The sequence below is a fragment of the Methylomonas sp. 2F7 genome (assembly GCF_057126975.1).
Map to the genome: position 1 here is coordinate 3,754,849 of NZ_CP195203.1, position 25,624 is coordinate 3,780,472.

At 50.5% G+C, this 25,624-nt stretch carries 22 protein-coding genes and 5 tRNA genes; 10 read left to right on the top strand and 17 right to left on the bottom strand.

Annotation, left to right across the window (positions count from 1 at the left end):
• Nucleotides 1–36: 36 nt before the first annotated feature.
• The 12 genes from ACR64Q_RS16925 to ACR64Q_RS16980 form a co-directional block, all read right to left on the bottom strand.
• Nucleotides 37–112, bottom strand: a tRNA-Trp gene (locus tag ACR64Q_RS16925).
• Between the two features lie 34 nt (nt 113–146).
• The gene (tuf, locus tag ACR64Q_RS16930; RefSeq protein WP_020484790.1) at nt 147–1,337 is read right to left on the bottom strand and encodes an elongation factor Tu; all 1,191 of its coding nucleotides are present in this window, start codon (nt 1,335–1,337) and stop codon (nt 147–149) included.
• 41 nt (nt 1,338–1,378) lie between these two features.
• Nucleotides 1,379–1,454, bottom strand: a tRNA-Thr gene (locus tag ACR64Q_RS16935).
• 20 nt (nt 1,455–1,474) lie between these two features.
• Nucleotides 1,475–1,548 (bottom strand) — tRNA-Gly (locus ACR64Q_RS16940).
• Nucleotides 1,549–1,566: 18 nt separating this feature from the next.
• A tRNA-Tyr gene (locus tag ACR64Q_RS16945) sits at nt 1,567–1,651 on the bottom strand.
• A gap of 75 nt (nt 1,652–1,726) precedes the next feature.
• Entirely contained in the window at nt 1,727–2,281 is a 555-nt protein-coding gene (pth, locus tag ACR64Q_RS16950; RefSeq protein ID WP_313732487.1) for an aminoacyl-tRNA hydrolase, read from the bottom strand.
• 22 nt (nt 2,282–2,303) lie between these two features.
• Nucleotides 2,304–2,900 carry a 50S ribosomal protein L25/general stress protein Ctc gene (locus ACR64Q_RS16955; RefSeq protein ID WP_026602126.1) on the bottom strand — a complete coding sequence of 199 codons (597 nt, stop codon included), beginning with the start codon at nt 2,898–2,900 and terminating at the stop codon, nt 2,304–2,306.
• Between the two features lie 45 nt (nt 2,901–2,945).
• Nucleotides 2,946–3,899 carry a ribose-phosphate diphosphokinase gene (locus ACR64Q_RS16960; protein ID WP_020484787.1) on the bottom strand — a complete coding sequence of 318 codons (954 nt, stop codon included), beginning with the start codon at nt 3,897–3,899 and terminating at the stop codon, nt 2,946–2,948.
• 35 nt (nt 3,900–3,934) lie between these two features.
• Nucleotides 3,935–4,009 (bottom strand) — tRNA-Gln (locus tag ACR64Q_RS16965).
• A 9-nt stretch (nt 4,010–4,018) separates the two neighbouring features.
• Nucleotides 4,019–4,885, bottom strand: a complete 867-nt coding sequence (gene ispE / locus ACR64Q_RS16970) for a 4-(cytidine 5'-diphospho)-2-C-methyl-D-erythritol kinase (RefSeq protein ID WP_036277368.1) — start codon at nt 4,883–4,885, stop codon at nt 4,019–4,021.
• A 5-nt stretch (nt 4,886–4,890) separates the two neighbouring features.
• Nucleotides 4,891–5,460: a lipoprotein insertase outer membrane protein LolB gene (gene lolB / locus ACR64Q_RS16975; RefSeq protein ID WP_313732488.1), complete on the bottom strand. Its 570-nt coding sequence runs from the start codon at nt 5,458–5,460 to the stop codon at nt 4,891–4,893.
• Nucleotides 5,457–7,181 (bottom strand): tetratricopeptide repeat protein, encoded by a 1,725-nt coding sequence (locus ACR64Q_RS16980; protein WP_313732489.1) that lies wholly within the window; start codon nt 7,179–7,181, stop codon nt 5,457–5,459. The genes lolB and ACR64Q_RS16980 overlap by 4 nt, the downstream gene beginning before the upstream one ends.
• A 146-nt stretch (nt 7,182–7,327) precedes the next feature.
• Between ACR64Q_RS16980 and hemA the strand changes: the two genes are divergently transcribed.
• From hemA to ACR64Q_RS17000, 4 genes are read left to right on the top strand one after another with little or no spacing between them, the layout of a single operon-like run.
• Nucleotides 7,328–8,578 (top strand): glutamyl-tRNA reductase, encoded by a 1,251-nt coding sequence (gene hemA / locus ACR64Q_RS16985; RefSeq protein ID WP_026602130.1) that lies wholly within the window; start codon nt 7,328–7,330, stop codon nt 8,576–8,578.
• 8 nt (nt 8,579–8,586) lie between these two features.
• Nucleotides 8,587–9,672, top strand: coding sequence for a peptide chain release factor 1 (gene prfA / locus ACR64Q_RS16990; protein ID WP_313732490.1), 1,086 nt, complete (start codon nt 8,587–8,589; stop codon nt 9,670–9,672).
• A complete protein-coding gene (gene prmC, locus ACR64Q_RS16995; RefSeq protein ID WP_483823349.1) occupies nt 9,665–10,525 on the top strand; it encodes a peptide chain release factor N(5)-glutamine methyltransferase in 861 nt (286 codons plus the stop codon). Before prfA ends, prmC begins: the two co-directional genes overlap by 8 nt.
• Complete coding sequence (locus tag ACR64Q_RS17000; RefSeq protein ID WP_313732492.1) at nt 10,522–10,944, top strand: M67 family metallopeptidase; 423 nt, start codon at nt 10,522–10,524, stop codon at nt 10,942–10,944. The genes prmC and ACR64Q_RS17000 overlap by 4 nt, the downstream gene beginning before the upstream one ends.
• 111 nt (nt 10,945–11,055) lie before the next feature.
• Here the strand turns inward: ACR64Q_RS17000 and ACR64Q_RS17005 are convergent, their stop codons facing one another.
• The 3 genes from ACR64Q_RS17005 to ACR64Q_RS17015 all read right to left on the bottom strand — a co-directional run bounded on the left by ACR64Q_RS17005 (nt 11,056) and on the right by ACR64Q_RS17015 (nt 14,830).
• Nucleotides 11,056–11,991 (bottom strand): cation diffusion facilitator family transporter, encoded by a 936-nt coding sequence (locus ACR64Q_RS17005; RefSeq protein ID WP_313732493.1) that lies wholly within the window; start codon nt 11,989–11,991, stop codon nt 11,056–11,058.
• 239 nt (nt 11,992–12,230) lie between these two features.
• Nucleotides 12,231–13,703, bottom strand: coding sequence for a porin (locus ACR64Q_RS17010; protein WP_313732494.1), 1,473 nt, complete (start codon nt 13,701–13,703; stop codon nt 12,231–12,233).
• 275 nt (nt 13,704–13,978) lie between these two features.
• A complete protein-coding gene (locus ACR64Q_RS17015; RefSeq protein ID WP_313732495.1) occupies nt 13,979–14,830 on the bottom strand; it encodes an HDOD domain-containing protein in 852 nt (283 codons plus the stop codon).
• Between the two features lie 178 nt (nt 14,831–15,008).
• Here ACR64Q_RS17015 and ACR64Q_RS17020 point away from each other — a divergent pair, with 178 nt between their 5' ends.
• Nucleotides 15,009–16,844 (top strand): EAL domain-containing protein, encoded by a 1,836-nt coding sequence (locus tag ACR64Q_RS17020; protein ID WP_313732496.1) that lies wholly within the window; start codon nt 15,009–15,011, stop codon nt 16,842–16,844.
• Nucleotides 16,845–16,994: 150 nt separating this feature from the next.
• Complete coding sequence (locus ACR64Q_RS17025; RefSeq protein WP_313732497.1) at nt 16,995–17,471, top strand: hypothetical protein; 477 nt, start codon at nt 16,995–16,997, stop codon at nt 17,469–17,471.
• A gap of 59 nt (nt 17,472–17,530) precedes the next feature.
• Here ACR64Q_RS17025 and ACR64Q_RS17030 read toward each other — a convergent pair whose 3' ends face one another.
• Nucleotides 17,531–18,871 (bottom strand): sigma-54-dependent transcriptional regulator, encoded by a 1,341-nt coding sequence (locus tag ACR64Q_RS17030; protein ID WP_313732498.1) that lies wholly within the window; start codon nt 18,869–18,871, stop codon nt 17,531–17,533.
• Nucleotides 18,868–20,493, bottom strand: a complete 1,626-nt coding sequence (locus ACR64Q_RS17035; RefSeq protein WP_036275887.1) for a sensor histidine kinase — start codon at nt 20,491–20,493, stop codon at nt 18,868–18,870. The genes ACR64Q_RS17030 and ACR64Q_RS17035 overlap by 4 nt, the downstream gene beginning before the upstream one ends.
• 98 nt (nt 20,494–20,591) lie before the next feature.
• Between ACR64Q_RS17035 and sucC the strand changes: the two genes are divergently transcribed.
• The 4 genes from sucC to ACR64Q_RS17055 are packed head-to-tail and all read left to right on the top strand — an operon-like array spanning nt 20,592 to nt 25,410.
• Complete coding sequence (gene sucC, locus ACR64Q_RS17040; protein ID WP_313732499.1) at nt 20,592–21,758, top strand: ADP-forming succinate--CoA ligase subunit beta; 1,167 nt, start codon at nt 20,592–20,594, stop codon at nt 21,756–21,758.
• Entirely contained in the window at nt 21,758–22,633 is an 876-nt protein-coding gene (gene sucD, locus ACR64Q_RS17045) for a succinate--CoA ligase subunit alpha (RefSeq protein WP_313732500.1), read from the top strand. The genes sucC and sucD overlap by 1 nt, the downstream gene beginning before the upstream one ends.
• Entirely contained in the window at nt 22,633–24,279 is a 1,647-nt protein-coding gene (locus ACR64Q_RS17050) for an NAD+ synthase (RefSeq protein WP_313732501.1), read from the top strand. The genes sucD and ACR64Q_RS17050 overlap by 1 nt, the downstream gene beginning before the upstream one ends.
• A 3-nt stretch (nt 24,280–24,282) precedes the next feature.
• Entirely contained in the window at nt 24,283–25,410 is a 1,128-nt protein-coding gene (locus ACR64Q_RS17055) for a hypothetical protein (RefSeq protein ID WP_313732502.1), read from the top strand.
• Nucleotides 25,411–25,624: the final 214 nt, after the last annotated feature.

Consider the following 25,624-nt stretch of genomic DNA (forward strand, 5'->3'; position numbering starts at 1 on the left):
TAGTCAACTTGAATTAAATTATGAAGATTCCCTGAATGGCAGGCCAGGAGGGACTCGAACCCCCAACTTGCGGTTTTGGAGACCGCTGCTCTACCAATTGAACTACTGACCTATTCAGAAAATATTTTTTGAATCAAAACCGGTTATTACTCGATAATAGAAGCAACAACACCCGCACCAACGGTGCGACCACCTTCGCGAATCGCAAAACGTAAGCCGTCTTCCATCGCAATCGGTGAGATTAGTTTTACGGTAACAGCGATGTTATCACCAGGCATCACCATTTCCACACCTTCTGGCAAATCAACCGCACCGGTTACGTCGGTTGTTCTAAAGTAGAACTGCGGACGGTAGCCATTGAAGAACGGGGTATGACGGCCACCCTCTTCTTTGGACAGCACATAAATCTCTGCTTTAAAGTGAGCGTGTGGCTTGATGGAGTTAACATGCGCCAATACTTGACCACGTTCAACATCTTCTCTTTTGGTACCACGCAACAGGACACCGACGTTATCACCCGCTTGACCTTGATCAAGCAGCTTGCGGAACATTTCCACACCGGTGCAGGTCGTTTGAACGGTGTCTTTAATGCCGACGATTTCAACTGCTTCGCCCACTTTGATGATGCCACGCTCAACACGACCGGTTACTACGGTACCGCGACCTGAAATTGAGAACACGTCTTCGATGGGCATCAAGAACTTGCCGTCGATCGCACGCTCTGGCTCAGGAATGTAACTATCCAGAGCTTCAACCAAGCGGACTACGGATTGTACACCAATTTCGCTTTGCTCGCCTTCTAAAGCTTTCAATGCAGAACCCACAATAATAGGGGTATCGTCACCAGGGAATTCATATTGGTTCAACAGCTCACGAATTTCCATTTCGACAAGCTCAATCAGCTCGGCGTCGTCTACCATATCTGCTTTGTTCAAGAACACGACAATGTAAGGCACACCAACTTGACGTGACAACAGGATGTGTTCGCGCGTTTGCGGCATAGGACCGTCCGCAGCCGAGCAAACCAAGATGGCTCCGTCCATTTGGGCCGCACCGGTAATCATGTTTTTAACGTAGTCAGCGTGACCAGGGCAGTCAACGTGGGCATAGTGGCGGTTGGCTGACTCATACTCTACGTGTGAGGTAGAAATAGTGATACCGCGCGCACGTTCTTCTGGGGCGTTGTCGATTTGATCAAAAGCCTTGACCTCGCCGCCTTGCAGCTCCGCCATTACTTTTGTTAATGCCGCTGTCAATGTGGTTTTACCATGGTCAACGTGACCAATGGTGCCAACGTTTACGTGCGGTTTCTTTCTTTCAAATTTTTCTTTAGCCATTATGAAACACCCTAACTACAACAGAAACAATCAACCTTATCTGGAGCTCATAACCGGATTCGAACCGGTGACCTCTTCCTTACCAAGGAAGTGCTCTACCTACTGAGCTATATGAGCGAGTACCATTACCTCGAGAATGGAGCGGGTGATGGGAATCGAACCCACGCAATCAGCTTGGAAGGCTGGAGTTCTACCATTGAACTACACCCGCAGATCCCATTAAATTTGGTGGTGGAGGGGGGAGGATTCGAACCTCCGAAGGTAGAACCGGCAGATTTACAGTCTGATCCCTTTGGCCGCTCGGGAACCCCTCCGTTACTTATTCGGTCAATTATCCTTATTTATAAAATCCTAGTCAAGTTTTTTTTAAGAATCCTTTCTAAAGACTCTTAGGCATTAATCAGAGCAAAATCGCCCGCAATTAGCGCCTCCATATTTTTTGTCACTCCCTCAAACATACCAAGCAGTCTCGCCTGACCGTCTAGCGACAATCCAGACAATACGTAATCAGCTACCTTTTCCCTTGTGACAGGGCGACCAATACCGAGTCTCAGCCGGTAAAAATCACGAGAATCAATGTGGGCGATAATATCGCGAAGCCCATTATGCCCCCCATGACCTCCATCCCGCTTTAACCTGACAACACCCTCGGACAACTCAAGATCATCATGAACCACAAGCATCTCGCCTGGAATGAGCTTGTAATATCGCAAAAGCTTACCAACAGACATGCCGCTTTTATTCATAAAAGTCATCGGCTTTAACAATATCAGCTTACATCCGCCAATATTGCACTCCGCCACTTCACCGGAAAACTGACCACTGCTCGACCAACCAACACCAGCCAATCCCGCCAGGTACTCTACAAACAAAAACCCGGCATTATGCCGGGTTTTTTCGTATTGCCGCCCAGGATTACCCAGACCAACAACTAACTTAATCATTCAAGAGAGGCTTAATATGCTATTACTCAACTGACTCCACAGATCTTGGCTTAACAATTTGTGCAACCGGATGATCATGCTCAGCACCATGCTGCAAGGCAGCAATTTCAACACCGGCCGGCAAAACCAAATCAGACAAATGTATTGTCGAACCAACATCTACACCAGCCAGATCTACCTCGATAAATTCCGGCAAAGCGGAAGGCATACACAGCACCTCCACATCAGCCATTGCATGAGTGACTAAACCGCCCTTTTTAACGCCGACCGAAATAGCTTCATTGATAAAATGCAAAGGAACATGGACTTTCAATTTATGCGTCTCATCAACACGCATAAAGTCCATATGCAAAACTATCGGCTTTGCAGGATGTCTCTGTATATGCTTAAGAACAGCTTTTTCTGTTTTACCGTCGATTTTAAGATCAAGCACATGAGAATAAACCGCCTCATGCACCAAATGCTTAACCACTTCGTTATGGTCCAGCAACAACATCTCAGGAGCACCGTTGCCGCCATAAACTACGGCTGGCACTTTACCCTGGCGACGAACAACTTTGGCCGCACTACTGCCCGAGGCACTGCGAGCTTCTGCAACAAATTCAAACACGTTAGCCATTTTTTTCTCCAAAAGCTTGTTCCACAAGCACTACTTTAATTCTTATCAGTCAACATAAAGCGAACTTACAGACTCGCCCACAGCTATCCGCCGTATTGTTTCCGCCAACATTTCCGCAACACTTAGCTGCCTGATCTTATCAATCCCAGACAATTCTGCAGTCAACGGAATCGTATCAGTAACCACCAACTCATCAAGAACGGAATTTTCAACATTCTCCGCAGCCGCACCGGATAACACCGGATGAGTACAGTATGCAACAACCTTCTTGGCACCATTTTTCTTGAGCGCTTCGGCCGCGTGACACAAAGTGCCAGCCGTATCGACCAAGTCATCTACCATGACACAAGTCCGACCCTCTACATCGCCGATAATGTGCATTATTTCAGAAACGTTCGGCCTAGGCCTACGCTTGTCGATTATCGCCAAATCAGCATCGCCGAGACGCTTGGCAATGGCTCTAGCCCTTACCACGCCCCCAACATCGGGCGAGACCACGATCAAATCTTCGTATTCTTGCCGCCAAATATCGCCTAGCAAAATAGGGGAGGCATACACATTATCAACAGGAATACCAAAGAACCCCATAATTTGATCAGCATGCAAATCAACGGTCAAAGCCCTGTCAGCCCCGGCATTTCCTATCATATCCGCAACCAATCTTGCAGTAATAGGCACCCTGGCCGATCTTGAGCGCCTATCTTGCCGAGCATAACCATAATAAGGCATCACAGCGGTTATTCTAGCCGCAGACGCCCGCCTCATAGCATCGATCATCACCAACAATTCCATCAGGTTTTCGTTGGTAGGCGCACAGGTAGGCTGTATGACAAATACATCCCTACCTCTAACATTCTCTTCTATCTCAACAAAAATCTCGCCATCACTAAAACGACCAACAGTCGCCATGCCGAGGCGCATATTGAGCTTCTTCACAATACCTTCAGACAACGCCTTATTGGCATTCCCCGAGAATACCATTACCGAGGCTTCACGCATTCAAGCACTCCTAAGGAACTATTGTGTGGAGATTATGGCTGGGCTGCAAGGATTCGAACCTTGGTATGCGAGGATCAAAACCTCGTGCCTTACCGCTTGGCGACAGCCCATTAAATTGACTAAACAGATCCGTGTTCTAATTTTTCATGCAGAGGCGACACATTAAGCCCTCGAGCCAAATAAACCGACCAATTCTGACTCAACACAGAAAAGGCCTCACGCGCCGACTCTTCCGAGTTGAACTGGGCAAACACACAAGCCCCTGTTCCAGTTAATCTCGCTTCTGCATATTGAGACAATGCATCCAATGCATTACTCACCGACTTATACAACTTACTAACGACGGGAAGACAATCATTCCGCCAATCGCCTGCAATGAAGTCGCGCATTGTGATGGGTTTGCTATCTCTTGTCAACTCTTCCGCCAAAAAAATCTGCTTAGTGTTCACGTGACAATCAGGCTTGATCACCACAACCCATTGTTCCGGAATCGTTACGGGCTTTAATTCCTCCCCAACACCTTCACCCCAAGCGGTGTAACCATAGACAAAAACAGGCACATCGGCGCCAAGCTGCAATCCCAACTCCATCAATTTTTCTAATGGTAACTGCAAATTCCACAACCTATTCAGCACCACCAGAGTAGTTGCAGCATCGGAACTACCACCACCCAAGCCGCCACCCATAGGCAGATTCTTTTCGACGTCGATACACACACCGAATGAACACCCGGTGTATTGTTTCAACAAGTTGGCGGCACGAACAGTTAAGTCTTCGTGTTCCGGGACACCTGGAATTGGATGGCGCAAATAGACCCGGCCATTTTCCGCAGGATAAAAAGTTATCCAATCACACAAATCAATAATCTGAAATACTGTTTGTAGCAAATGGTAGCCATCGGGACGACGCCCGGTGATCCTCAACATTAGATTCAACTTAGCCGGCGCAGGCCATTTCTCACCCCAACCCGCCGCCTGTTCTTGCATTCCCGTCACGACAAATCCCATTGATCCACTATTAATTTAATTCTTGTCTTATCTTTTTCCGCATTGATTTTTCTCGGCAGCACCACAGCGTTAACTTGTTGCATTTCTCTGAAACCAACCCGCCATCCAGCCTGAAAAAATCCATCAACTTGCTCGACAAACGACTGCTCCGGATCAGGCATACCGAGCACCCAATGCCTCAAAGCGTTCACAGGAATCATGACACCTAACTGCTCCGCCAGGACCTCTTCTGCGGGTCCGCGAAATTCTTTGTGATTGTCGCCGTCATCCAGCACCACAAAATCAGCTTCGACAGTAATCAACAGCTTACCCTGAGCCAATGGCCCCGAAAGCTCAATATCGTCTCTGCCAGAGTGATGCCGCCAACTCACCGACGCAGAAAAAGAATCCTTCTCATCAGCCAGAGCCAATCGCCCCTCAAAATACCACCGCTGTTGCTGCTGCAACACCCTCATATCTTGCAAACGGTAAGTACCTTCAGGCTTCTCAGACAATAAAGAACAGCCGGACAAGATCATCGCAGCCAGCAAAAATACACTGCCCTTAAAAATCATTGCCCGTTTTGCAAAAAGCGCTTTTTAAACTCCAACAAATATTCGTCATCAGGAGATTTTTTATAAACACTGTCGAAAAGCTCTTTTGCTTCCTTTTTCTCACCTAAAGACCAAAGCACTTCGGCAATATGCGCGGCAATTTCATTTTCCGGCTGCTTCTCGTAGGCTCTACGCAAAAACTCCAGGGCCCGATCAGGCTTTCCGAGCTTAAATTGCAACCATCCGTAGCTATCTATCACCACTGCTTCATCAGGCTGCAAACTGAGAGCGCGCTCCAAATATTTAGCCGCTTCCTCATAGCGTTGTGTTCTATCGGTCAACGTATAACCCAACGCATTCAGCGCACCCACATCGTCCGGCTTTTTGTCTAAAATTTTCTGCAAGTCGGATTCCAGCACATCCAGCTTGTCCAAGCGCTCGGCAACCAATGCCCTGGCATATAGCACTTCGCGATTATCGGGCATATCTTTTAAAGCCAGCGTCAAAACATCGAAGGCTTCCTGGTATTTACCCAATTGATTGTAAAGCTCCGCCTTAACCATCAACACCCGCAAATGCTGCTCAGGATACTTGTTATCCATCCGCTTGATGCGCGCCTCGATCTCATCAAAGCGTTTTTGATTCATCAACAAAGACACCGCAGCCATATCCGCGTCGAATGCATAATTGCCGTCGCTCACCCGATCAAACCAAGTTAACGCCTTATCCGGATGCTGTTGATCAACTTCAATCTTACCCAAGTAAAAACTAGCCTGCCCTTCCCACTCTGGGTTATTCAGCAACTTCTCAAGTACGTTTTCAGCCTTATCGACCTGGCCTTGCTGCATATACACCAAAGCCAATGTAAACAGCGTTTCAGCATCGTCCGGCCTATCTTCCAGCACACTCTGGCACAGCTTTATCGCATCGTCATAGTCGTGACCGTTAACCAACACTTCCAACAACATCTTTCTCAGCATTCTATCTTCCGGCGCCGCCTTAACCGCTTTTTCCAAAGAGGCGCGCGCCTTAGCCAAGTCGCCGGAGCGTCCAGCCAGCTGTGCTTGCAAAATCACAGCCTTATTCCAATCAGGCTGAATCAGCAATGCTTGACTGACTTTCTGCTGGGCCAGCTCGTTATTTTGCAAAACCGACGCCAAAACCGCCTGCAAGAAAAACACACTCGCTTGATTAGGATGCTCAACAGCCAACTCTTCCAACACGTCGTAGGTAAATTGCGTGCGACCTTCCTTTTCCATCAATTTGGTCATTTCCAGCACGCCAGCCTCAAAACCGGCCGGATCATCAGCCAGCATGGCATTGAGATTTTCTAAAGCCGCCTTTTGATCTGAATTTTTGATCGCCAACAACACGGCAAACTTTCTCGCCGCCAAATTTTTACCGTCTTTGGACAACCAAACTGTCAAGGCCTCGCGGGTACGCTGCTCATCTTTCAAAAACAAACCGATTTTCACGGCACGCTCCGCAATCCGCGGATCATCGACTCGCTTAGCGGCTTGCAAATAAGCATCCATGGCCAAATGATACTGATTGCGCTGCCCTGCCAATTCGGCGGCCATCAGCAAATACAGCACCTCTTCGTCGATCACCGTATTGCGGTTAACTCTGCTTTCCAAACCCTCCGGCTTGGCTGGCACACCTTCTGCGTCAGGCTCTTTCTCAGGAGAAACCGCACATCCTGACATCGATAAAAACATTGCTATGGCTATCCATTTTTTCATGCAATCAATTGACCCACTTTTGAAAAACTATTGACGATAGATTACCAGAAAAAGCCCCTGAATCGGACTGTCGTTTCATTGTATTTGGACAAAAACAGCGCATTCCTTAAAATAGCGGACTTTTCTTGTGCTATTGTTCGCAACCGATGACTCTTCTTGCCGTAGGGATAAATTACAATACCGCCCCGGTCGCGATCCGCGAACGCTTGGCGTTCCCGACGGAAATGCTCGATAACACCCTGAAAAACTTATGGAATCTTCGCGAAATCAGCGAAGCGGCCATTCTATCGACGTGTAACCGCACCGAGTTTTACTATCAGGCCGACAGCGATAACCAATCCTCGTTGGTAAACTGGATAGCCGACACCAAACAGATCAAACCAGCCGACTTCACTCCCTATCTTTACAGCTATAAAGATAGCCAGTCGATAAGACATATGTTCCGAGTGGCTTGCGGCCTGGATTCGATGATCCTGGGCGAGCCGCAAATTCTCGGCCAAATGAAAACCGCCTACCATGCCGCTTCACAAGCCGGCACGCTGGGCAGAAATCTCAGTAAATTATTTCAACACACCTTTTCCGCCGCCAAAAAAGTGCGCACCGACACCGCTATCGGCTCCAGCCCGGTCTCGGTCGCATTTGCCGCCGTGCAACTGGCGCAACAGATTTTCGACAAGCTCAGCGAACAAACCGCGTTACTGATAGGTGCAGGCGAAACCATAGAACTTACCGCCCGCCATCTATACCAGCACGGTATCGGCCGCATCATTATTGCCAATCGCACTTACGACAAAGCCCACGCTTTAGCGATGCAATTCAACGGCTACGCGATTAACCTAGCCGAACTACCGAATCATTTGGCGGAAGCCGATATTGTGGTGTCGTCCACCGCCAGCCAATTGCCGATACTTGGCAAAGGCCGCGTGGAAAGCGCGATCAAGATCCGCAAGCACAAACCGATGTTCATGGTCGATCTAGCCGTGCCGCGTGACATTGAGGCAGAGGTTGCACAACTGCGCGACGTGTATTTGTATACCGTCGACGACCTGCAAAACACCGTCAATCAAAATATGGACTCGCGCCGCCGCGCCGCCGAGCAGGCTGAGGAAATTATCGACACTCAAGTCGAACATTTTATGGCCTGGCTACGCTCTCAAGGCGCGCAGGAAACCATCCGCGATTTCCGCACCCAGGCCGAACAAACTCGCGACGAAGCCTTACAAAAGGCTTTAGCCCAACTCAACAGCGGCGCAGCTGCCGATGAAGTATTGCAGCGCCTCGCACACACCTTGACCAATAAATTGATCCACACCCCCTGCGCGCAATTGCGCGAGGCTGGCGCCAATGAACGCCACGACCTGATCGCCGCTTCCCGCGAAATTTTCAAATTACGATAAGCCACTGAATGAAACCCTCGATACAAACCAAACTGGAAAACCTCGGCGAACGCTTCGAAGAAATCACCGCCCTGCTATCGCAACCGGAAGTACAAAGCAATCAAAACCAATTCCGCAGTCTAAGCCAGGAATACGCGCAAATCGAGCCGCTGGTCGCCTGTTACAAAACCTATCAGGAAAACGCAGCCAATCTGGCATCAGCCCAGGAAATGGCCAAGGACAGCGACCCGGAATTACGGGAAATGGCCAAAGAGGAAATCCAGGCCGCGGAGGCACAACGCGACGAGCTGGAACAGCAACTGCAAATCCTGCTGTTGCCGAAAGACCCCAACGACAATCGTAACGTCTTCCTGGAAGTGAGGGCTGGCACCGGCGGCGACGAAGCGGCGATCTTCTCCGGCGATCTTGCGCGCATGTATCAACGCTATGCGGAAAGGCAAGGCTGGAGCACCGAGATCATCAACGAAAATCGCGGCGAACACGGCGGCTTTAAAGAAGTCATCATGCGCATCAGCGGCCAGAATGTTTACTCGCAATTAAAATTCGAGTCGGGCACTCACCGCGTGCAACGCGTACCGGAAACCGAATCGCAAGGCCGCGTGCATACCTCGGCCTGCACCGTCGCGATCATGCCGGAAGTCGATGCGGTTGACGAAATCGACATTAATCCGGCCGATCTGCGCATCGACACCTACCGCGCGTCCGGCGCCGGTGGTCAGCACGTTAACCGCACCGAATCGGCCATCCGCATCACGCACATCCCTTCCGGCGTGGTCGTCGAATGCCAGGACGAACGTTCGCAGCACAAAAACCGCGCCCGCGCGATGTCGGTTTTGCAAGCGCGTTTGATGTCCGCCGCCCAGGAAAAACAGCACGCCGAACAATCGGAAAGCCGCAAGTTGCAAGTGGGTAGCGGCGACCGTTCCGAGCGTATCCGCACCTATAACTACCCGCAAGGCCGTCTGACCGATCATCGCATCAATCTGACGCTCTACAAACTGGAAGAGATTATGGAAGGCGGACTGGAGCATGTAATTCAACCACTGATTCATGAACATCAGGCGGAATTATTGACGCAGTTAGGCAATGTCTAAAAGCAATGACCATTCGCTCCTGAGCCTGCTGATCGCGGCAAACGAACAGCTAAGCACAACGTCCGAAACCGCAATACTTGACGTCGAAGTATTGCTTTGCCACTGCCTGAACAAAAACCGTTCATTTATCCGGGCTTGGCCGGAACATCAGCCCAGCGCTGAACAACTCGCGCAGTTTCAATTACTGGTCGAACAACGCTCGCAAGGCACACCGGTTGCCTACTTAACCGGCCAGCGCGAATTCTGGTCGCGCAATTTCAAAGTCAGCCCGGATGTGTTGATTCCCCGCCCCGACACCGAATTGCTGGTCGAGCTCAGCCTATCGCTATTACCGACAGACCGGCCCTGTAAAATCATCGATCTCGGCACCGGTTCCGGGATTATCGCCGTCACGCTGGCCGCCGAACGACCATTGGCCCAAGTAGTTGCCAGCGATCTAAGCTCGGCGGCTTTAGAAGTCGCCCGATATAACGCGCAGCAACTCAACACCGGCAATGTGTGTTTTGTGCAATCGAGTTGGTTCGACAACATCGAGGAAACGGGCTTTGATTTGGTACTTAGCAATCCACCCTACATCGCAGATAATGATCCGCACTTAAAAATCGGAGACGTGCGTTTCGAGCCTGACAGTGCCTTGATTAGCGCCGAAAATGGTCTGCAAGACATTCGGCAACTTGCCGAACAAGCCCGTGCGCATTTGAAAGACTATGGGCAATTATTGGTCGAACACGGCTACAATCAACAAACCGAGGTACAGGCCATTTTCAACGAATTGGGTTACCGACAGGTCAACACACATGCCGATTTATCCGGCAATCCTCGGGTGACTTCAGGAATTTGGAACACATTATGAACAACAGCGAAATTTCTCTGCCGCGCAAGCTCACCAATCAGTTACTGCACTTGGCGCAGCTATCCCCGGACACGGAGATTTGCGGTCTAATCGGCGCGGATAACGCGGGCCTGCCAGTGAGTTGTTATCCGGTGGCAAATAGCGCGGCCACACCAGAGAACCGGTTCCTATTGGACGCCAGCCAGCAAATCGAAGCCATGCGCCAAATACGCGAAAAAGGCGAAACGCTATTTGCTATCTACCACTCGCACCCGCACACTCCGGCCCAGCCTTCACCGACCGACATCCAGGAAGCCAGCTATCCGGATGCGCTGCATTTGATCATTTCCTTAAATACCAAGGGCGTGTTGGAAATGCGCGGCTTTAAAATTGCCGGACAAAGCGTGGAAGAACTGGGGTTGAGTCTGATTGAGATATGAAACTCAAAGGAAATATAGGATGTGCTGAACAACGTGAAGCGCATCGGGCGCGATTGATGCGCTTCGCTTTCGCTCAGCACATCCTACTCTACCCGCAAAGACTATTTCGAGTTAGTGCTCCCAGGAAGCCACATCTTCGATAGGTTCAAGATGGGTATCGATATCTATATTGTCGAACTTGCCCTTGATCTGCTGCTCAATGGCTTCCAGCAAATCATGGCCCTGCTGCACCGTCCAGCCACCCGGCACCAACACATGCACCGACATGAAACGCCTGGCGCCGGCGTAACGCGTCCGTAACGCATGATAAGCAATGCCATCGCCGGCCACATACTCATCAAGTACAGCGACAATTTCAGCGATTTCCGCCGGACATAACGCCGCATCCAACAAGCCCGACACTGTCCGGCGAATCAATTGCAAGCCGGCCCAGACGATATTTAACGCCACTCCTATGGCAATAATCGGGTCGAGTATTTCCCAGCCGTTCAGGCCTAATTGCCTAGCAAACGCCAGACTCGGCTCGAAACGGTTTGCCACCGAGATAATGGCGATGCCGACCAAAATCCCGACTGTCGTCCAGACATCGGTCATCAAATGCTTACCGTCGGCTTCCAGGGTAATAGAGTGCCGACGGCGGCCGACACCAATCAAAATTCGGGCAACCGCCAAGTTGATCAGGGAAGCAAACACGGAAACCGCAATACCCAGATCAAGTTGCTGTAGCGGCAGCGGATTCCACAAGCGCTCCCAGGCTGCGTAGCCAATACTAAAAGCCGCCAACAGAATCATGATGCCTTCCGCACCGCTGGAAAAATATTCAACTTTTTCGTGACCGTAGGCATGGGTATCGTCCGGCGGCCGCGCCGAGATAGTCAGTACCACCAGCATGATGATCGCCGCCACCAAATTGATCAGCGACTCCAACGCATCGGACAGTAAGCCCACGGAATCGGTCAGCCAATAGGCATAGCTTTTTAGCGCGATAGTGCTGACTGCCGCCGCAATAGATAGCCACCCGTAACGGGCCAGGGAATGTTCACTCATAACTTTCGGAGTTTTTTTAATAAGCTGATCAGTCTAGCAGACTGCCTGACTCAGCACTCACCTTGTGCGGATTTATTCGCGCCATGCGGTGATTATCATGGTGAATGTGAGAGAGCCCCCGGAACACGAGCACTCGAAAAAATAATTAAAACAATAAAGCCCCGATTCGCAAGAAACGGGGCTTTTATTTTTAAACCAGAAATTCTTTTGGAGCGCCGAGAACAGCGGTCCGCCATAGCTTAATAGTTGAATTGCAACTGAGTGCGGATCATATCGCCGCTGGCTTGTTGCAAGAATCCAGCCGCCGTCGTTTGCGTTTGAATTTGAGTACGATTCATCGTTGCATAAGCCACGGTTAGCTCCAACGCCTTGTTGATTTGATACTCGACACCTGCTTCGACTTCGTCCACATTCACTCTTGGAGCGTTGGCGATCCCTTTCCATGCACCGTCATAGGTTTGCCATTTGACGTAAGGCATCATGCTACCTTTAGTACCGAATACGTTATCGATTTTATACATCGCTTGTACATAGCCACCTTCCAGATTTTGTCTCTCAATCCGATTGGCAGATGGATTAAGCGTAGGGCCTGCACCCCAATTCCATTCCGCCTGCAAACCGAACGGTTGCGGGAACAACACAGCATGAACTCCAACTCTATCTTCGCTATTGTCTCTTGCAGTCGGCGTACCCGATCCAAACCTACTGGTATAAGCACTTGTTGACCGGTTAAATCTTCCTGACATTGCATCCGCACCCACTTCAACGACTTGTCCACGCAAGCCCATGAAACCTAGGTCAAACGGATAAGTAGAATGAGCGACCAAATACAAGTTATCGTTAGCCTCAGCTTTGTTTACGCCTTGACCGTTATAAACACCCAAGCCCAAGACGCCGTAATCACCCGAGGTTTTCAGATTTTTCTTGGCTAGGTCTTTCCAAAGTTTTTGCACATCGCTAGGCGACCAATAGGCAAACAAACCCAAGTCACGTTCACTAGGCACCGCACTGTTCAATGCGTCATCACGGTCCAGCGTCAGGCGGTTTTGCGAGGACTGCAGGTTTTCCCAACCAAACGGGACTTTGGATTGACCCGCACGGATTCGGTATTCGTGAGCCTTATCGAAAGCCAAGTCGGCATAGGCATCGCGTAATTGCGCAAAGTGTAAATCGCCGTTGGTGGTGGCGAAATCCGGCTGCAGATACAAGGAGATATACTCATTAATGTCGCCGGAGAACACCAAGCGTACTCGGCGCAAGGAGAAACCTTGATTGTTACCGATCGAGCCATCGCCCACCGATTTCAATTCCGGCTCACCCGCTGTTCTATCGCCGGATAGTGCTTGGTTATACCGCAACTGGGTATAGCCGCGAACATTGATTTTGTTAAACCATTTTTCGTCGTTCTTGGCTTTGTCTTCACGCTGCGCAACGATATGCTCGTCCAGTGCTTTCAGTTCGTTGGTTTTCAGTTCGAGATCCTGCTTGATTTTGTCGATCTCAGCTTTTTGTGTTTGATTGTCGGCTTCAACTTTTTTAGCAACCGTATCTTCGACTTTTTCAAATGAACCCAACTTAGTGCGACCCGGACCTGGCTCGGCAAAAATCTGCTTGGTTTTGGCATCAACATACAAATCCAGCGCCATCGCCTCGGCGCAAATACCCGAGCCTATAACGGCTGCCACTGCCAGGCTCAGCTTAGAAAGTCTCATCAAATTTCTCCAATAATTATATAAATCAATGCGTTACTCAAAGATCACAACGACCAGCGAGCTTGAGCGCATTGTATGGAGGCAATATGACAACTTTATGACAAAACGAATTTAATTGGCCTATCCGTTGTTTTTTTGCGACAAAAACCGCATTCGAGAAAAGTCGATAGCCTATCTCTAGCTAATTATTGAGATCTTTTCGATTGGCTGCTGTCACCTTTCAGCAACAGATATTCGAGGAATTGTAGGAAGCAGCTGCAATTGCCTAAGCGCACTTAGACAGTGGGATAGAACAATTTAAAAATGACTTCGAATTCGTCGCTGATTTTATCGAGGATGAAACTGATTTGTTCGGGCGTCAGATTCAAAGCATTGACAGCGTGGGCATCGTAGGGATTTTCGATTCGACTTAAGCAGTTGGCCAGCCTGACCATGGCAGCCAGATCGGCGTAAGGCCCGATCAGATCAGGAAAGCAATGCAAGCGAATACTTTCCACGATAACGTCCGGTAACATCCATTGTTTGCACAACTCGGCACCGGCCTGAAAGTGGTCGAAGCCGATCACGTTCTGCTCCACCGTGACCTCTTCGTCCACCGCGAGCGGGGTTTGCGATTGCAGTAATAAGTCGACTTCCCGGGCCAATACCGGAATCCGCCGATAAAACACCAATTGCCCGATGTTGTGGACCAAGCCGCACAGAAACGCGGTGTCGGCATAGTGCTTGCCGAAATGAATATCCAACTCGCGTGCAATCAACGCGCAGCGCAAATTTCTGGCCCAAAAATCGTGTATAGAGAAATGTTGTCCCGGTAAATCGGAAAAGCGTTCGACAATCAAAGTACCCAGCACCAGATTCTGCAACTCACGGGTTCCAATCATGGTAATGGCTTTGGCAATCGAACTGATTTGGGATGGAAAACCATAAAAAGCACTATTCACTATCTTCAGTAGCTTTACCGCCAATGCCGCATCGGCTTCGATCACCACAGCCGCGTCTTTCGCGGTCTTATTCGGATCTTCGACTATTTTTTTTAACAAAAAATAGGCATTCGGCGGCGAGGCGAGTTGTAAATCACCTCTAAGCAAATCGGCAACAGTCAATGTGGACGGTGAGTAAGCTATCATCAATAATTCTAAAAAATTAAATTTACACCTATACTGAAAACCAATAGCATAGAAATAGCATTAAAGGCTGCGCTTAAACCTAGACCAATTATATGAAAATACAAGCTTATTAAATGCCGGCCTCCTCCTGACCATGCTGACAGCTCCCGATTTTATGCCAATACCTGGATGGTATTAGATGATTGCCAATGACGCGCTCAAAGAAAAACTGATTGTCGTTGCGGAGCATAATGAAGTCTCTGCTCAAAAAATCGCATCCACATTGAAAGCCAAAGGCTTTACCGATATTCGTATAGCTGAAAATGGCGAACAAATATACGAAATATTGAAGCCTTACGCCGATCAACCCGACAGAATCGGTCTGATCGTGCTGAACGCAATGTTGCCGCTTTGCCATCCTCGGGAGATGTGTCAAAGCTTATCCAGCGCCAACTCGGTATCAGTCATCCCGGTGGTGATTCTGAACGACGACTGCTTTGACTGCGACCTTGATCGGTGTCAGCCGCAACAAGACAATTGCTTAACTTATAAAATCAATACGCCGGTTAACACCCAGGAGCTGATACTTGCAGTAAAGTTTTTGCTGAGCCTGAAACAGGAACGCCAATTGCGTCACCGTCAGGAAGAACAATTGATCAATGAATTAGCCGCCAAAAACGTTATCGATGCGAAACTGAAGTTTCTGGTCGCGCACGACGAATTAACCGGTTTATTTAATCGCAGTAGTTTCGAGCGCCAACTGAGATTGGTGCTAAATCATAGCAATAAAGCGCAAAAAGACGGGTCGTTATTGTTCATTGATGTGGACCGCTTCAGCCTGATTAACGAACTGGAAGGCTTTGAAGTGGGTGATCGTTTACTGGTCGAAATGGCCATTCTGGTCCGAAAACTATTACCGGCCGGCAGTTTATTCGCCCGTATCGGTGCCGACGAGTTTTGTTTATTCCTGGAAAACAAAACCAAAAAGCAAGCACAGATTCTCGCAGAAACCATCAAAACCACCGTGGACAATTTCCGTTTCTTCACCGGAGAAGTATCTTACAGCGCCTCGGTGTCCATCGGCATCGCCGCCCTGGACAATACCGTTTCCGCGTTCCATCCGGGCGAAATGATTTTACATGCGCGCCAAGCTTGCAACTTTGCAAAAAGCACCGGCAGAGACAAAATCTGCGTTTACAACAGCGATGATCTAATCGTCAAGGAAAGACGCCGGGACATTTATTGGGTGCCGTTGATTCGCAAGGCCTTACGGGATAATCAGCTATTTCTGGTGTTCCAGCCTGTGGTGCAGTTGTCGGACGGCAATGTCTCTCACTACGAAGTGTTGTTGCGCATGCGTGGCGAAGGCAATGAAGTCATCACGCCGGATCAGTTTATTCCGGTGGCGGAAAGAACCGGCTTGATTCACGCGATAGACCTTTGGGTCGTTGAAAACGCCATCGACTTTCTGGCGGCACTACCCAGTTACATGTCTTATATTTCCCTGGCCGTCAACCTTTCAAGTACCGCGTTTCAGTATCCGGATTTACTATCCACTATTAAGGATAAACTGGAAATGACCTGGATAGACGCCAACCGTTTAACCTTCGAAATTACTGAAACAGCCGCCGTGGACAATTTTGAAAAAACCCGGCACATGATTAACAAAATAAGAGCCTTGGGTTGCAAATTCGCGCTGGACGATTTCGGCGCCGGCTTTTGTTCGTTCAACTATCTCAAAACCTTTCCGGTTGATTACGTGAAAATCGACGGCCAATTCATCAGAAACCTGCTCGACAACGAAACCGACCAAATACTCGTCAAATCCATGGTGGAAATTGCCTCAAAACTCGGCAAGAAAACCATCGCCGAATTCGTCGAATCGGCAGGTACCGCGATGAAGCTGAAAGAAATCGGCGTCAATTTCGGCCAAGGCTACGCATTCGGCAAACCCGAGCAGAATCTACTGGATGGCCAGAAGGTTTCGCTGAACCTTTTGCTGGGTAGCAGCCAGGTAGCCAGTTTAATCACTTGAAACGGATTAAACATAATTCGCGAACTTTTCGGCAAATGGGGTATTAGTTTACCGACTTGACTAGCTCTGGTATATTCGCCCGCGGAGTTTAAAACGTGTCATCACATTGTTCTGAATCTTAATAAATAAAACAAACAAAGGGGAAGGGTTATGGCTGAATTGCTTTTTATAGCGACGACTATTTTTGTAGCTTATGTCGTATTTGTAGTGATGGGCGGCAAAAAAGAAAAACCGGAAACAAGTAAACCCGAGCCCGCCAAGCCGGCAATCCAAACCGAACTGGCACCACCTCCTCCTCCCGCAGCTGTAAAAACCACCGCAAAACCCGCTCCAGCCAAAGCCGACACACCCAAACCCGCCGCCCCCAAAGCCAGTAAATCCGCCCCGGCCAAAAAAGCCGCCGCAGCTTCTCCAACACCCGCTGTCGATAGCCTGAAAAACCCAAACACAGGTGAAGTTGCCAAAGTTCCAGCCAGCTATGCCTTTGCTAAACGCTGGATCAAAGATGCATTAGTTGAAGAAGGCCTGCTGGACAAAGTGTATAAAAACAACGAACTGGACGCCGCCGCAAACGCCAAAATCCAAGCCGCGCTGCAACAACTGAAAGGCATGAGCAAATATCAATAGGGATACTTCGAGTTATTTAGGCGAGTAGTAGGCTACTACTCGCTTACAATCGATTTTTGTTATTCCAGACCCAACTTTTTCAAACGATACCGTAGCGAACGAAAACTTAGGCCCAAGTATTTAGCAGTGGCGGTTTTGTTCCAACGATTTTCCTCCAGCGCGGCGCTCAAGGCTTTTTTCTCAATATCTTCGAGATAAGTTTCCAGCGACATTTTCTCGGCATCAAAATCTTCGACCGCCGCCAACTCCATCCCCAACGGCAGGTTCAGATCGTCGGCTTCGATCACGCCGCCATCGTGCAGGGCCAGCGCCCGCTCCAGTATATTTTCCAGCTCCCGGACATTTCCTGGGAAATAATAGTGCTTTAACGCGTTTAGCGCTGAGTCACTGAGCCTGGGCAAATCCATACCATTAGCATTAGCCAACCCCGCCAATAAGTGCTCGGTAAGCTGAGGAATATCGGCAGGCCGGGCGCGCAAGGGCGGCAAACTCAGTTCGATGACATTGATCCTGTAGTACAAATCCTGCCTAAAACTGCCTTCTTGGACCATTTTGGTCAAATCCTTGTGAGTTGCACTCAATAAGCGCACATCGACTGCAACTTCCCGCTGCTCGCCAACCGGACGGACTTTTTTCTCCTGAATCGCCCGCAACAATTTGACTTGCAAGGGCAAAGGCAAATCGGCCACTTCGTCCAAAAACAAGGTGCCGCCATCGGCCGCTTGAAACAATCCCTGCTTGTCGGCTACCGCGCCGGTGAAACTGCCTTTTTTATGGCCGAAGAATTCGCTTTCCATCAATTCGGGAGGAATCGCGCCGCAGTTGATCGCAATAAACGGCTTATCGCCGCGCGGGCTTTGCTGATGTATCAATCTGGCCACCAACTCTTTCCCCGAACCGGACTCGCCGCTGATATAAACCGGCGCCTGATTGCGAGCCACCTTGTCGATCTTCGAACGAATGGCACACATCAGCGCCGACTCGCCGAGCAAGATGTCGCGGGTGCGCCGCTCTTTGTCGGAAACCCGAGTCAGCGAAGCTTGCAACGCATGGCTGACCAACTGCCGCAATACCGCCAGATCGACCGGCTTGGACAGGAAGTCGAAGGCACCCTTTTTCATGGCTTTAATCGCAATATCCATGCTGCCATGCGCAGTAATTACCGCTACCGGCAATTGCAAACCGATGGTTTGGATGTAATCGACCAAATCCAGCCCGTCGCCGTCCGGCAGCCTCATATCGGTGAGACACAAATCAAACATTTCGCCCGCCAACAACTGTTTGGCCTCGGCCAAATTGGCCGCGCAACGGGTTTGAATGTGCATCCGGTTTAGGGTTATTTCGAGTAATTCTCTGATGTCGGGCTCGTCGTCGACAACCAGTGTGACAGGCATATTCATATTTCAATAACAGCGTGATCGGCATTAGCCAGCAACAAAGTGAAACAAGGTTTTCCGGAACTGCTAGCGTAACTTAACTCCGCTTGATTCAGTTCGGCCAATTCCCTGGAAATATACAAACCTAAGCCGGTACCTTGGTGAGAGGTGGTAAAGAACGGTTCGAACAAATGCTGCCGATGCTCAGTGGCAATTCCGGCACCATTATCGATAATTTTAATACACGGCGCATCCTGCACCAGGGAGACTTCAAGCACGATAGGCCCTAGCTCAGGCCTACCGTATTGCAGCGCATTGGCGCAGAGATTGTCGAGAATTTGCTTCAAGTGACCGCTATCGATACAGGCATTCAAGCCTTGCGCCTTAAAAACCAATTTAAAACACTCCGCCCGCTCACCCAGATTCAATTTTTGGTCGTTAATGTAGGCCGGTAACCACTGATCCAAAGCGATTTTTTGTTTCTGCGACGGGTTGCGCCGAGACAACTTGAGAATATCCTCGATGATGCTGTTTACGCGCTGACAATGATGCTGAATGATTTCCGTCAGCCGCAGTTCCTGCACATCCAGATCCGGCGCTTCGGATAGCAATTGCCCGGCATGACTAATTGCACTGAGCGGATTGCGAATTTCATGGGCAATACTGGCGGTCAACCTGCCTAGAGACGCCAGCTTGCTCTGTTGTAAGCGTTGGTTATACAAAGCAATGTCCTCGAAAATCAGCATATACAGGGCTTCGTCATCCATACTCAACTCGGAAAATCGCACTTGCACTTCGTTGCGATTGGCTAATTGGATAATGGCAAAATCCTGGTCCCGATTGGCGCGCCACAACTCGAAAGCCTTCCTCAGCTCAGGCGCCACCTCGGCAAGTTCCTCCGGGTGCAACACCAAGCCCAACAACCGCAACGCCGATTGATTGGACAGCTGAGTCACCTGCCGCTCATCGACGATCATGATGCCCGATTGCAAATGCTGGATGATATAGCGGTTAAGACTTTCCAGCCTGGCGATAGTCTGCTCGTGCCGTCTGGCCAAAACCGCCGATTGTTCGGCGCGCTGCGCCAATATTACCGACAAAAATGCTATCGAAAAAAACGACACCCCCAGCATGCCGGCATAGGTCATGGTGGTATTTTCGAAAGCATGCGTTTCTATCGCATACACTTCTTCAGCCAGAATCGCCAGACTAGCCAAGGCTGCAAACAACATCGCGCAGCGCCCGCCAATCAATAAGCCACCCGCCGCTATGGAGATTGCCAGCAAGATGCCAATGCCGCTGCCAATCCCACCGCTGGCATGCATCAACAAGGTAATAAAGACAATATCGGTAAAAATAAATAACTGTGCCAGACTGGCATAAGCCCAACGCGGTCGAAATGCGACCGGCGCGGCAATCAGCGAAATCCCCAGATAGGCAACACTGGTGAACTGGTACAATGATGCGTCGTAGGAACCCAATAACGACGGCCCAAACCGCAAATAAAACAGCATCACAAACAAGCTGGCGGTGATGAATCGATAGAGGGCAAAAATCTTCAACATCAACCACGCTTGCCGAACGGGAATGCCGTACCCTTTGGAAAAAGGGCAGGGATAAATAGTATCGACTGATGAAGAAAGCATTGCCCGGGTTTTTTATGCAGAGTTAGTTAGAATGTTTGTCAGTTCAATCATAGCACCAACTTGAGACGCCGCGATTTAAGCCATCCATGGAGCACTAAATGAATATTCACGAATATCAGGCGAAACAACTCTTCAAAGAGTTTGCGATTCCAGCGCCGCAGGGCGCCGTGGCAACAACGCCCGAACAAGCGCAACAAGCCGCGCAGTCATTGAGCAGTCCGGCCTGGGTAGTTAAAGCCCAAATCCATGCCGGCGCCAGAGGTAAAGCCGGCGGGGTGAAGGTTGCCCGGAATCTGGATGAAGTGAAGGATTTCAGCGCGGCGATGCTGGGCACTCGTTTGGTCACGCATCAAACCGATGCCGCCGGCCTGCCGGTCAATAGCGTTTGGGTAGAAGAAGCCTCGGCAATCAACCAAGAATATTATTTGAGTTTGTTGCTGGACCGGGAAAGCGAACGGCTAATTTTTATCGCCTCCGCCGCCGGCGGTATGGACATCGAAGCGGTGGCCGCAGAGACGCCGGAGAAAATCGTCCGCGTGCCGGTGCATCCCGCTGCCGGACTGCAACCCTATCAATGTCGGCAAGTTGCGGCAGCGCTAGGACTGGGCAAGGACCAGCAAAGCCAACTGCAAACTATCATGTCCGGCCTGTATCAACTGTTTTTAGCCAAGGATGCCAGCCAAATCGAAATCAACCCACTGATCCAAACCGATGACGGCAAACTGGTAGCGCTGGACGGCAAGATCAATTTCGACGACAACGCCATCCCCTTACATCCTGACATCGCCGCAATGCGCGATGCTTCGCAGGAAGATGCGAAGGAAGCGGAAGCCAAGCAATTCGATCTTAATTACATCACGCTGGACGGCAATATTGGCTGCATGGTCAACGGCGCCGGACTGGCAATGGCAACGATGGATATGGTCAAACTCAAAGGCGGCGCACCTGCCAACTTCCTGGATGTGGGCGGCGGCACTAATAAAGACAAAGTTAAGGCCGCTTTTAAATTGATTCTGTCCGACGGTACCACCAAAGCGGTACTGGTCAATATTTTTGGCGGCATCGTCAAATGCGATGTGATCGCAGCCGGCATCCTGGCAGCGGTCGAGGAAATGCATTTGACCATACCGGTCGTAGTGCGGCTGGAAGGTACTAATGTTGAGCAAGGGCTGGCTATGTTGAAAGACTCAGGCTTGGGTCTTTACGCGGCCGAAGATTTGAACAGCGCCGCCGAACAAGCGGTTAAATTGGCGGAGGCTGTCTAATGTCCATTTTGATCGACAAACACACTAAAGTCATTTGCCAAGGCTTCACCGGCAAACAAGGTACTTTTCACTCCGAACAAGCGCTTGCCTACGGCACGCAGCTTGTTGGTGGCATCACGCCGGGACGCGGCGGCTCCAAGCATCTGGATTTACCGGTATTCGACACCGTCGAACAAGCCGTTAAAACCACCGGCGCCACGGCAACGATGATCTACGTGCCACCGTTTTTCGCCGCCGACGCCATCCTGGAAGCGGTCGATGCCGGCATCGAACTCATCATCTGCATCACCGAAGGCATCCCAGTGCTGCAAATGCTAAAAGTTAAAGCAGCAATGCAAGGCACCAGCTCATTGCTGGTCGGCCCCAACTGCCCCGGCGTGATTACGCCAGGGCAATGCAAGATCGGCATCATGCCCGGCCACATCCATCTGCCCGGTAAAATCGGCATCGTTTCCCGCTCCGGCACCCTGACCTACGAAGCCGTGCATCAAACCACCCGCGAAGGTTTGGGACAAAGCACTTGCGTCGGCATTGGCGGTGACCCGATCCACGGCATGAACTTCATCGATGTACTGAGCCGTTTCCAAGACGACCCGGACACCCATGGCATTGTCATGGTCGGTGAAATCGGCGGCAGTGACGAGGAACAAGCTGCGGAATTTATCAAGGCAAAAGTCACCAAACCGGTGGTCGGCTACATCGCCGGCCAAACCGCACCGCCCGGCAAACGTATGGGCCATGCCGGTGCAATTGTCACCGGCGGCGCAGGCACAGCGGCTGGCAAAATTGCGGCGATGCAAGCAGCCGGCGTCAGCATGGTCAGCTCGCCTTCGGATATTGGTGTCGCGATGCGGGATTGTTTTTCCAAAGCATAATGTCGATAAAAATAGCGCTAGCCCAACTGAACTTAACAGTTGCCGATATTCAGACCAACACCGGCAAGATTCTGGCCGCCGCTGAACAAGCCAAACAGCGGCAGGCCGATCTGGTCGTGTTTCCGGAGCTATGTGTCACCGGTTATCCACCTGAAGACTTACTGTTTCGACCGGATTTTATTCACCAGGCGCAACAAGCCGTTGCCGAAATTGCCGAGAAGGTCTCCGGCATAACGGTGGTGATCGGTTATCCCGAACAGCGGGACGACAGCCTCTACAATACCGCAATAGCCTTACGTGACGGCCGAATGCTTGCCGAGTACCATAAGCGAGCCCTGCCTAACTACGGTGTATTCGATGAACAGCGTTACTTTACCGCCGGCGCACAAACCTGTCTGTTTACGGTTAAAGACAGCCAGTTGGCGTTGACGATTTGCGAAGACATCTGGCAGCCCGGCATCATTGCCCAAAACCGCGCAGCCGGCGCTGACATCATCCTGACCCTGAACGCTTCGCCGTTTCATGCCGGCAAAATGCAGCAGCGCGAGGATATTATTTGTTCGCAGATTAAAGCCGAGCAGGTGCCTCTGGTCTATGTCAATCAAATCGGTGGCCAGGACGAGTTAATTTTCGACGGCGCCTCATTTGTCGCTGATTCTAACGGCAGCGTAGTATTTCGAGCGGCGGAATTTACGGAGCAACTCGGTATCGTCGAATTTGTCGATCAACAACCGCAAATATCCACCATCGCCGACTTGTATCAACCCGTGGTCAGCGAATACAAGGCGCTGGTGTTGGGCATTCAAGACTACGTGCGCAAAAACGGCTTTCACGGCGCGATTCTCGGCTTGTCCGGCGGTATCGACTCCGCGCTGGTATTGGCGTTGGCGGTTGATGCACTGGGCGCCGATCATGTCGAAGCGGTGTTGATGCCATCGCGCTATACGCAAGACATGAGCAACCGAGACGCAATCCAGGAAGCCGAAGCCTTGGGCGTCAAATATCACATACTGCCCATCGAACCAGCGGTGACTGCGTTCAACGGCATGCTGGCCCCGCTGTTTGCCGGTAGTCAAAAAGACACCACCGAAGAAAACATCCAGGCCCGTTGCCGCGGCGTATTGCTGATGGCCATTTCGAATAAACAAGGCAAGCTACTGTTGACCACCGGCAACAAGAGTGAAATGAGCGTGGGTTATGCCACGCTATACGGCGACATGGCCGGCGGTTTTGCGCCGTTGAAAGACGTATCGAAATTACTGGTCTACCAACTCGCCGAATACCGCAACACTCTGTCACCAGTCATTCCGCAACGGGTCATCACCCGTGCGCCGTCGGCGGAATTGGCACCGGACCAAAAGGACGAAGATTCCCTGCCGCCCTATTCTGTGTTGGATCCTATACTTGCTTTGTATGTGGAACAGGACAAATCCGCCGCCGAGATCGTAGCACATGGCTTCGCGGTTGCCGATGTGCACAGAGCTATTTCGCTGGTGGATAGAAACGAATATAAACGCCGGCAATCGCCGCCCGGTATCCGCATCACGCCCAGAGCGTTTGGCCGTGACCGCCGCTACCCTATTTCATCCGCTTATCGCGGCACGGCCGCGCTTAATCAACCGGCGCCCGACAACGTTAAGGAGTAAATCATGTCAAAAATGCGTACCCTGTTACTTACCACCGGCTTGCTGCTGACTGCACAGACCGGTATGGCCCGCGAAATCAATATTCCGGTGCCAATGGAGTACGGTTTAATCAAAAGTGTGCTGGTTAGCGAGCTTTACGACGGCCCGAATGAATCGGTAAGAGCCTGGAAAGACGGCAAACAATGCAGTTTTCTGGATCTGGACCATCCGCAAATCAGCGGCGAGCAAGGCCAGGTCAAAATTCAGAACAATGTACAAGCCCGAGTCGGCACCGCGCTGGGCGGCAAATGCATGACTTTGATCGAATGGTCCGGCATTTTGCAAACCTTGCAACAACCGACCTTGGATGCCTCCGGCAATGTACTGAGCTTCCCGGTCACCCAACTGAATGCGTTTGATCGCAACGGCCAGCCATTAAATATCGCCCAACTGCAATCGCTGATCAAAAAAGCCGCCGAACCTAAGCTGGCCGCCCTGAAAATCGATTTAAACCAATCCCGCCCGGACATTACTAAAACGCTGCTTCCCTTCATCGCCGCCGAAGATAGCGAGGAGTTGCACGACACCATCAACAGCCTGCGCTTCAATCAGGTCAAAGCCGATGAGAAAGGTATTTTAATCAACGTTGGCTACAGCGCTACCAACCAAAATACCGGCGGCTTAAAAGCGGCCCCGGTATTGAACGAAGCGGAATTGAAACAATGGCGTAGCCTCTGGCAAAGCTGGCAGGCGTCTTTGGAAAAGAATATTGAGAAAGCCCCTATCGCCACTAACGCCGAGGCCGGCCGGGCAAGCTTGCGCGATTTACTGCAAAAAGCCGGCGTAGCCTTTGAACAAGGTCTGACTGCGGAATATGTCGCGGAAAACGATCCGGTGCGCAAGTTCTTCAACAGTTCCTGGGACGTACTCGCCCCGCTACTACGTGACGCGTCAACGCAGTTGCCGGGCAATAGCAGCCTGCGCTATGTGACGCTGATTGCCGCGACGGACTTGATGTACGAATTGGAATCGATAGGCTCGCCGTTAGGCCTGGAAGTCTCTTCCAACGGCCTGCGTAAACTAGCGCGTTCGCTAATCGCCCAGGAATTTCCAAAAGGCAAAGGAAAAACCAAAGCCAAACGCAAGGGCTAAACCCCGAAAACCATCCAGGGACGGATCGTTTCAATATCCCGTTACTCTTCCAAAGCCGGCCATGGAAAGCCTGGCGAGGAACAGCCTCGCGCGCTAATACCCCCCACTTCAGCGGCCCCAGCTCGGCCATCTCGCTATCCGGGCATTAGCTATTTTTATTTAGCGGGATTTGGGTTAAGCTCCCCCGCCAGCCACACGATACAATAACGCTAAG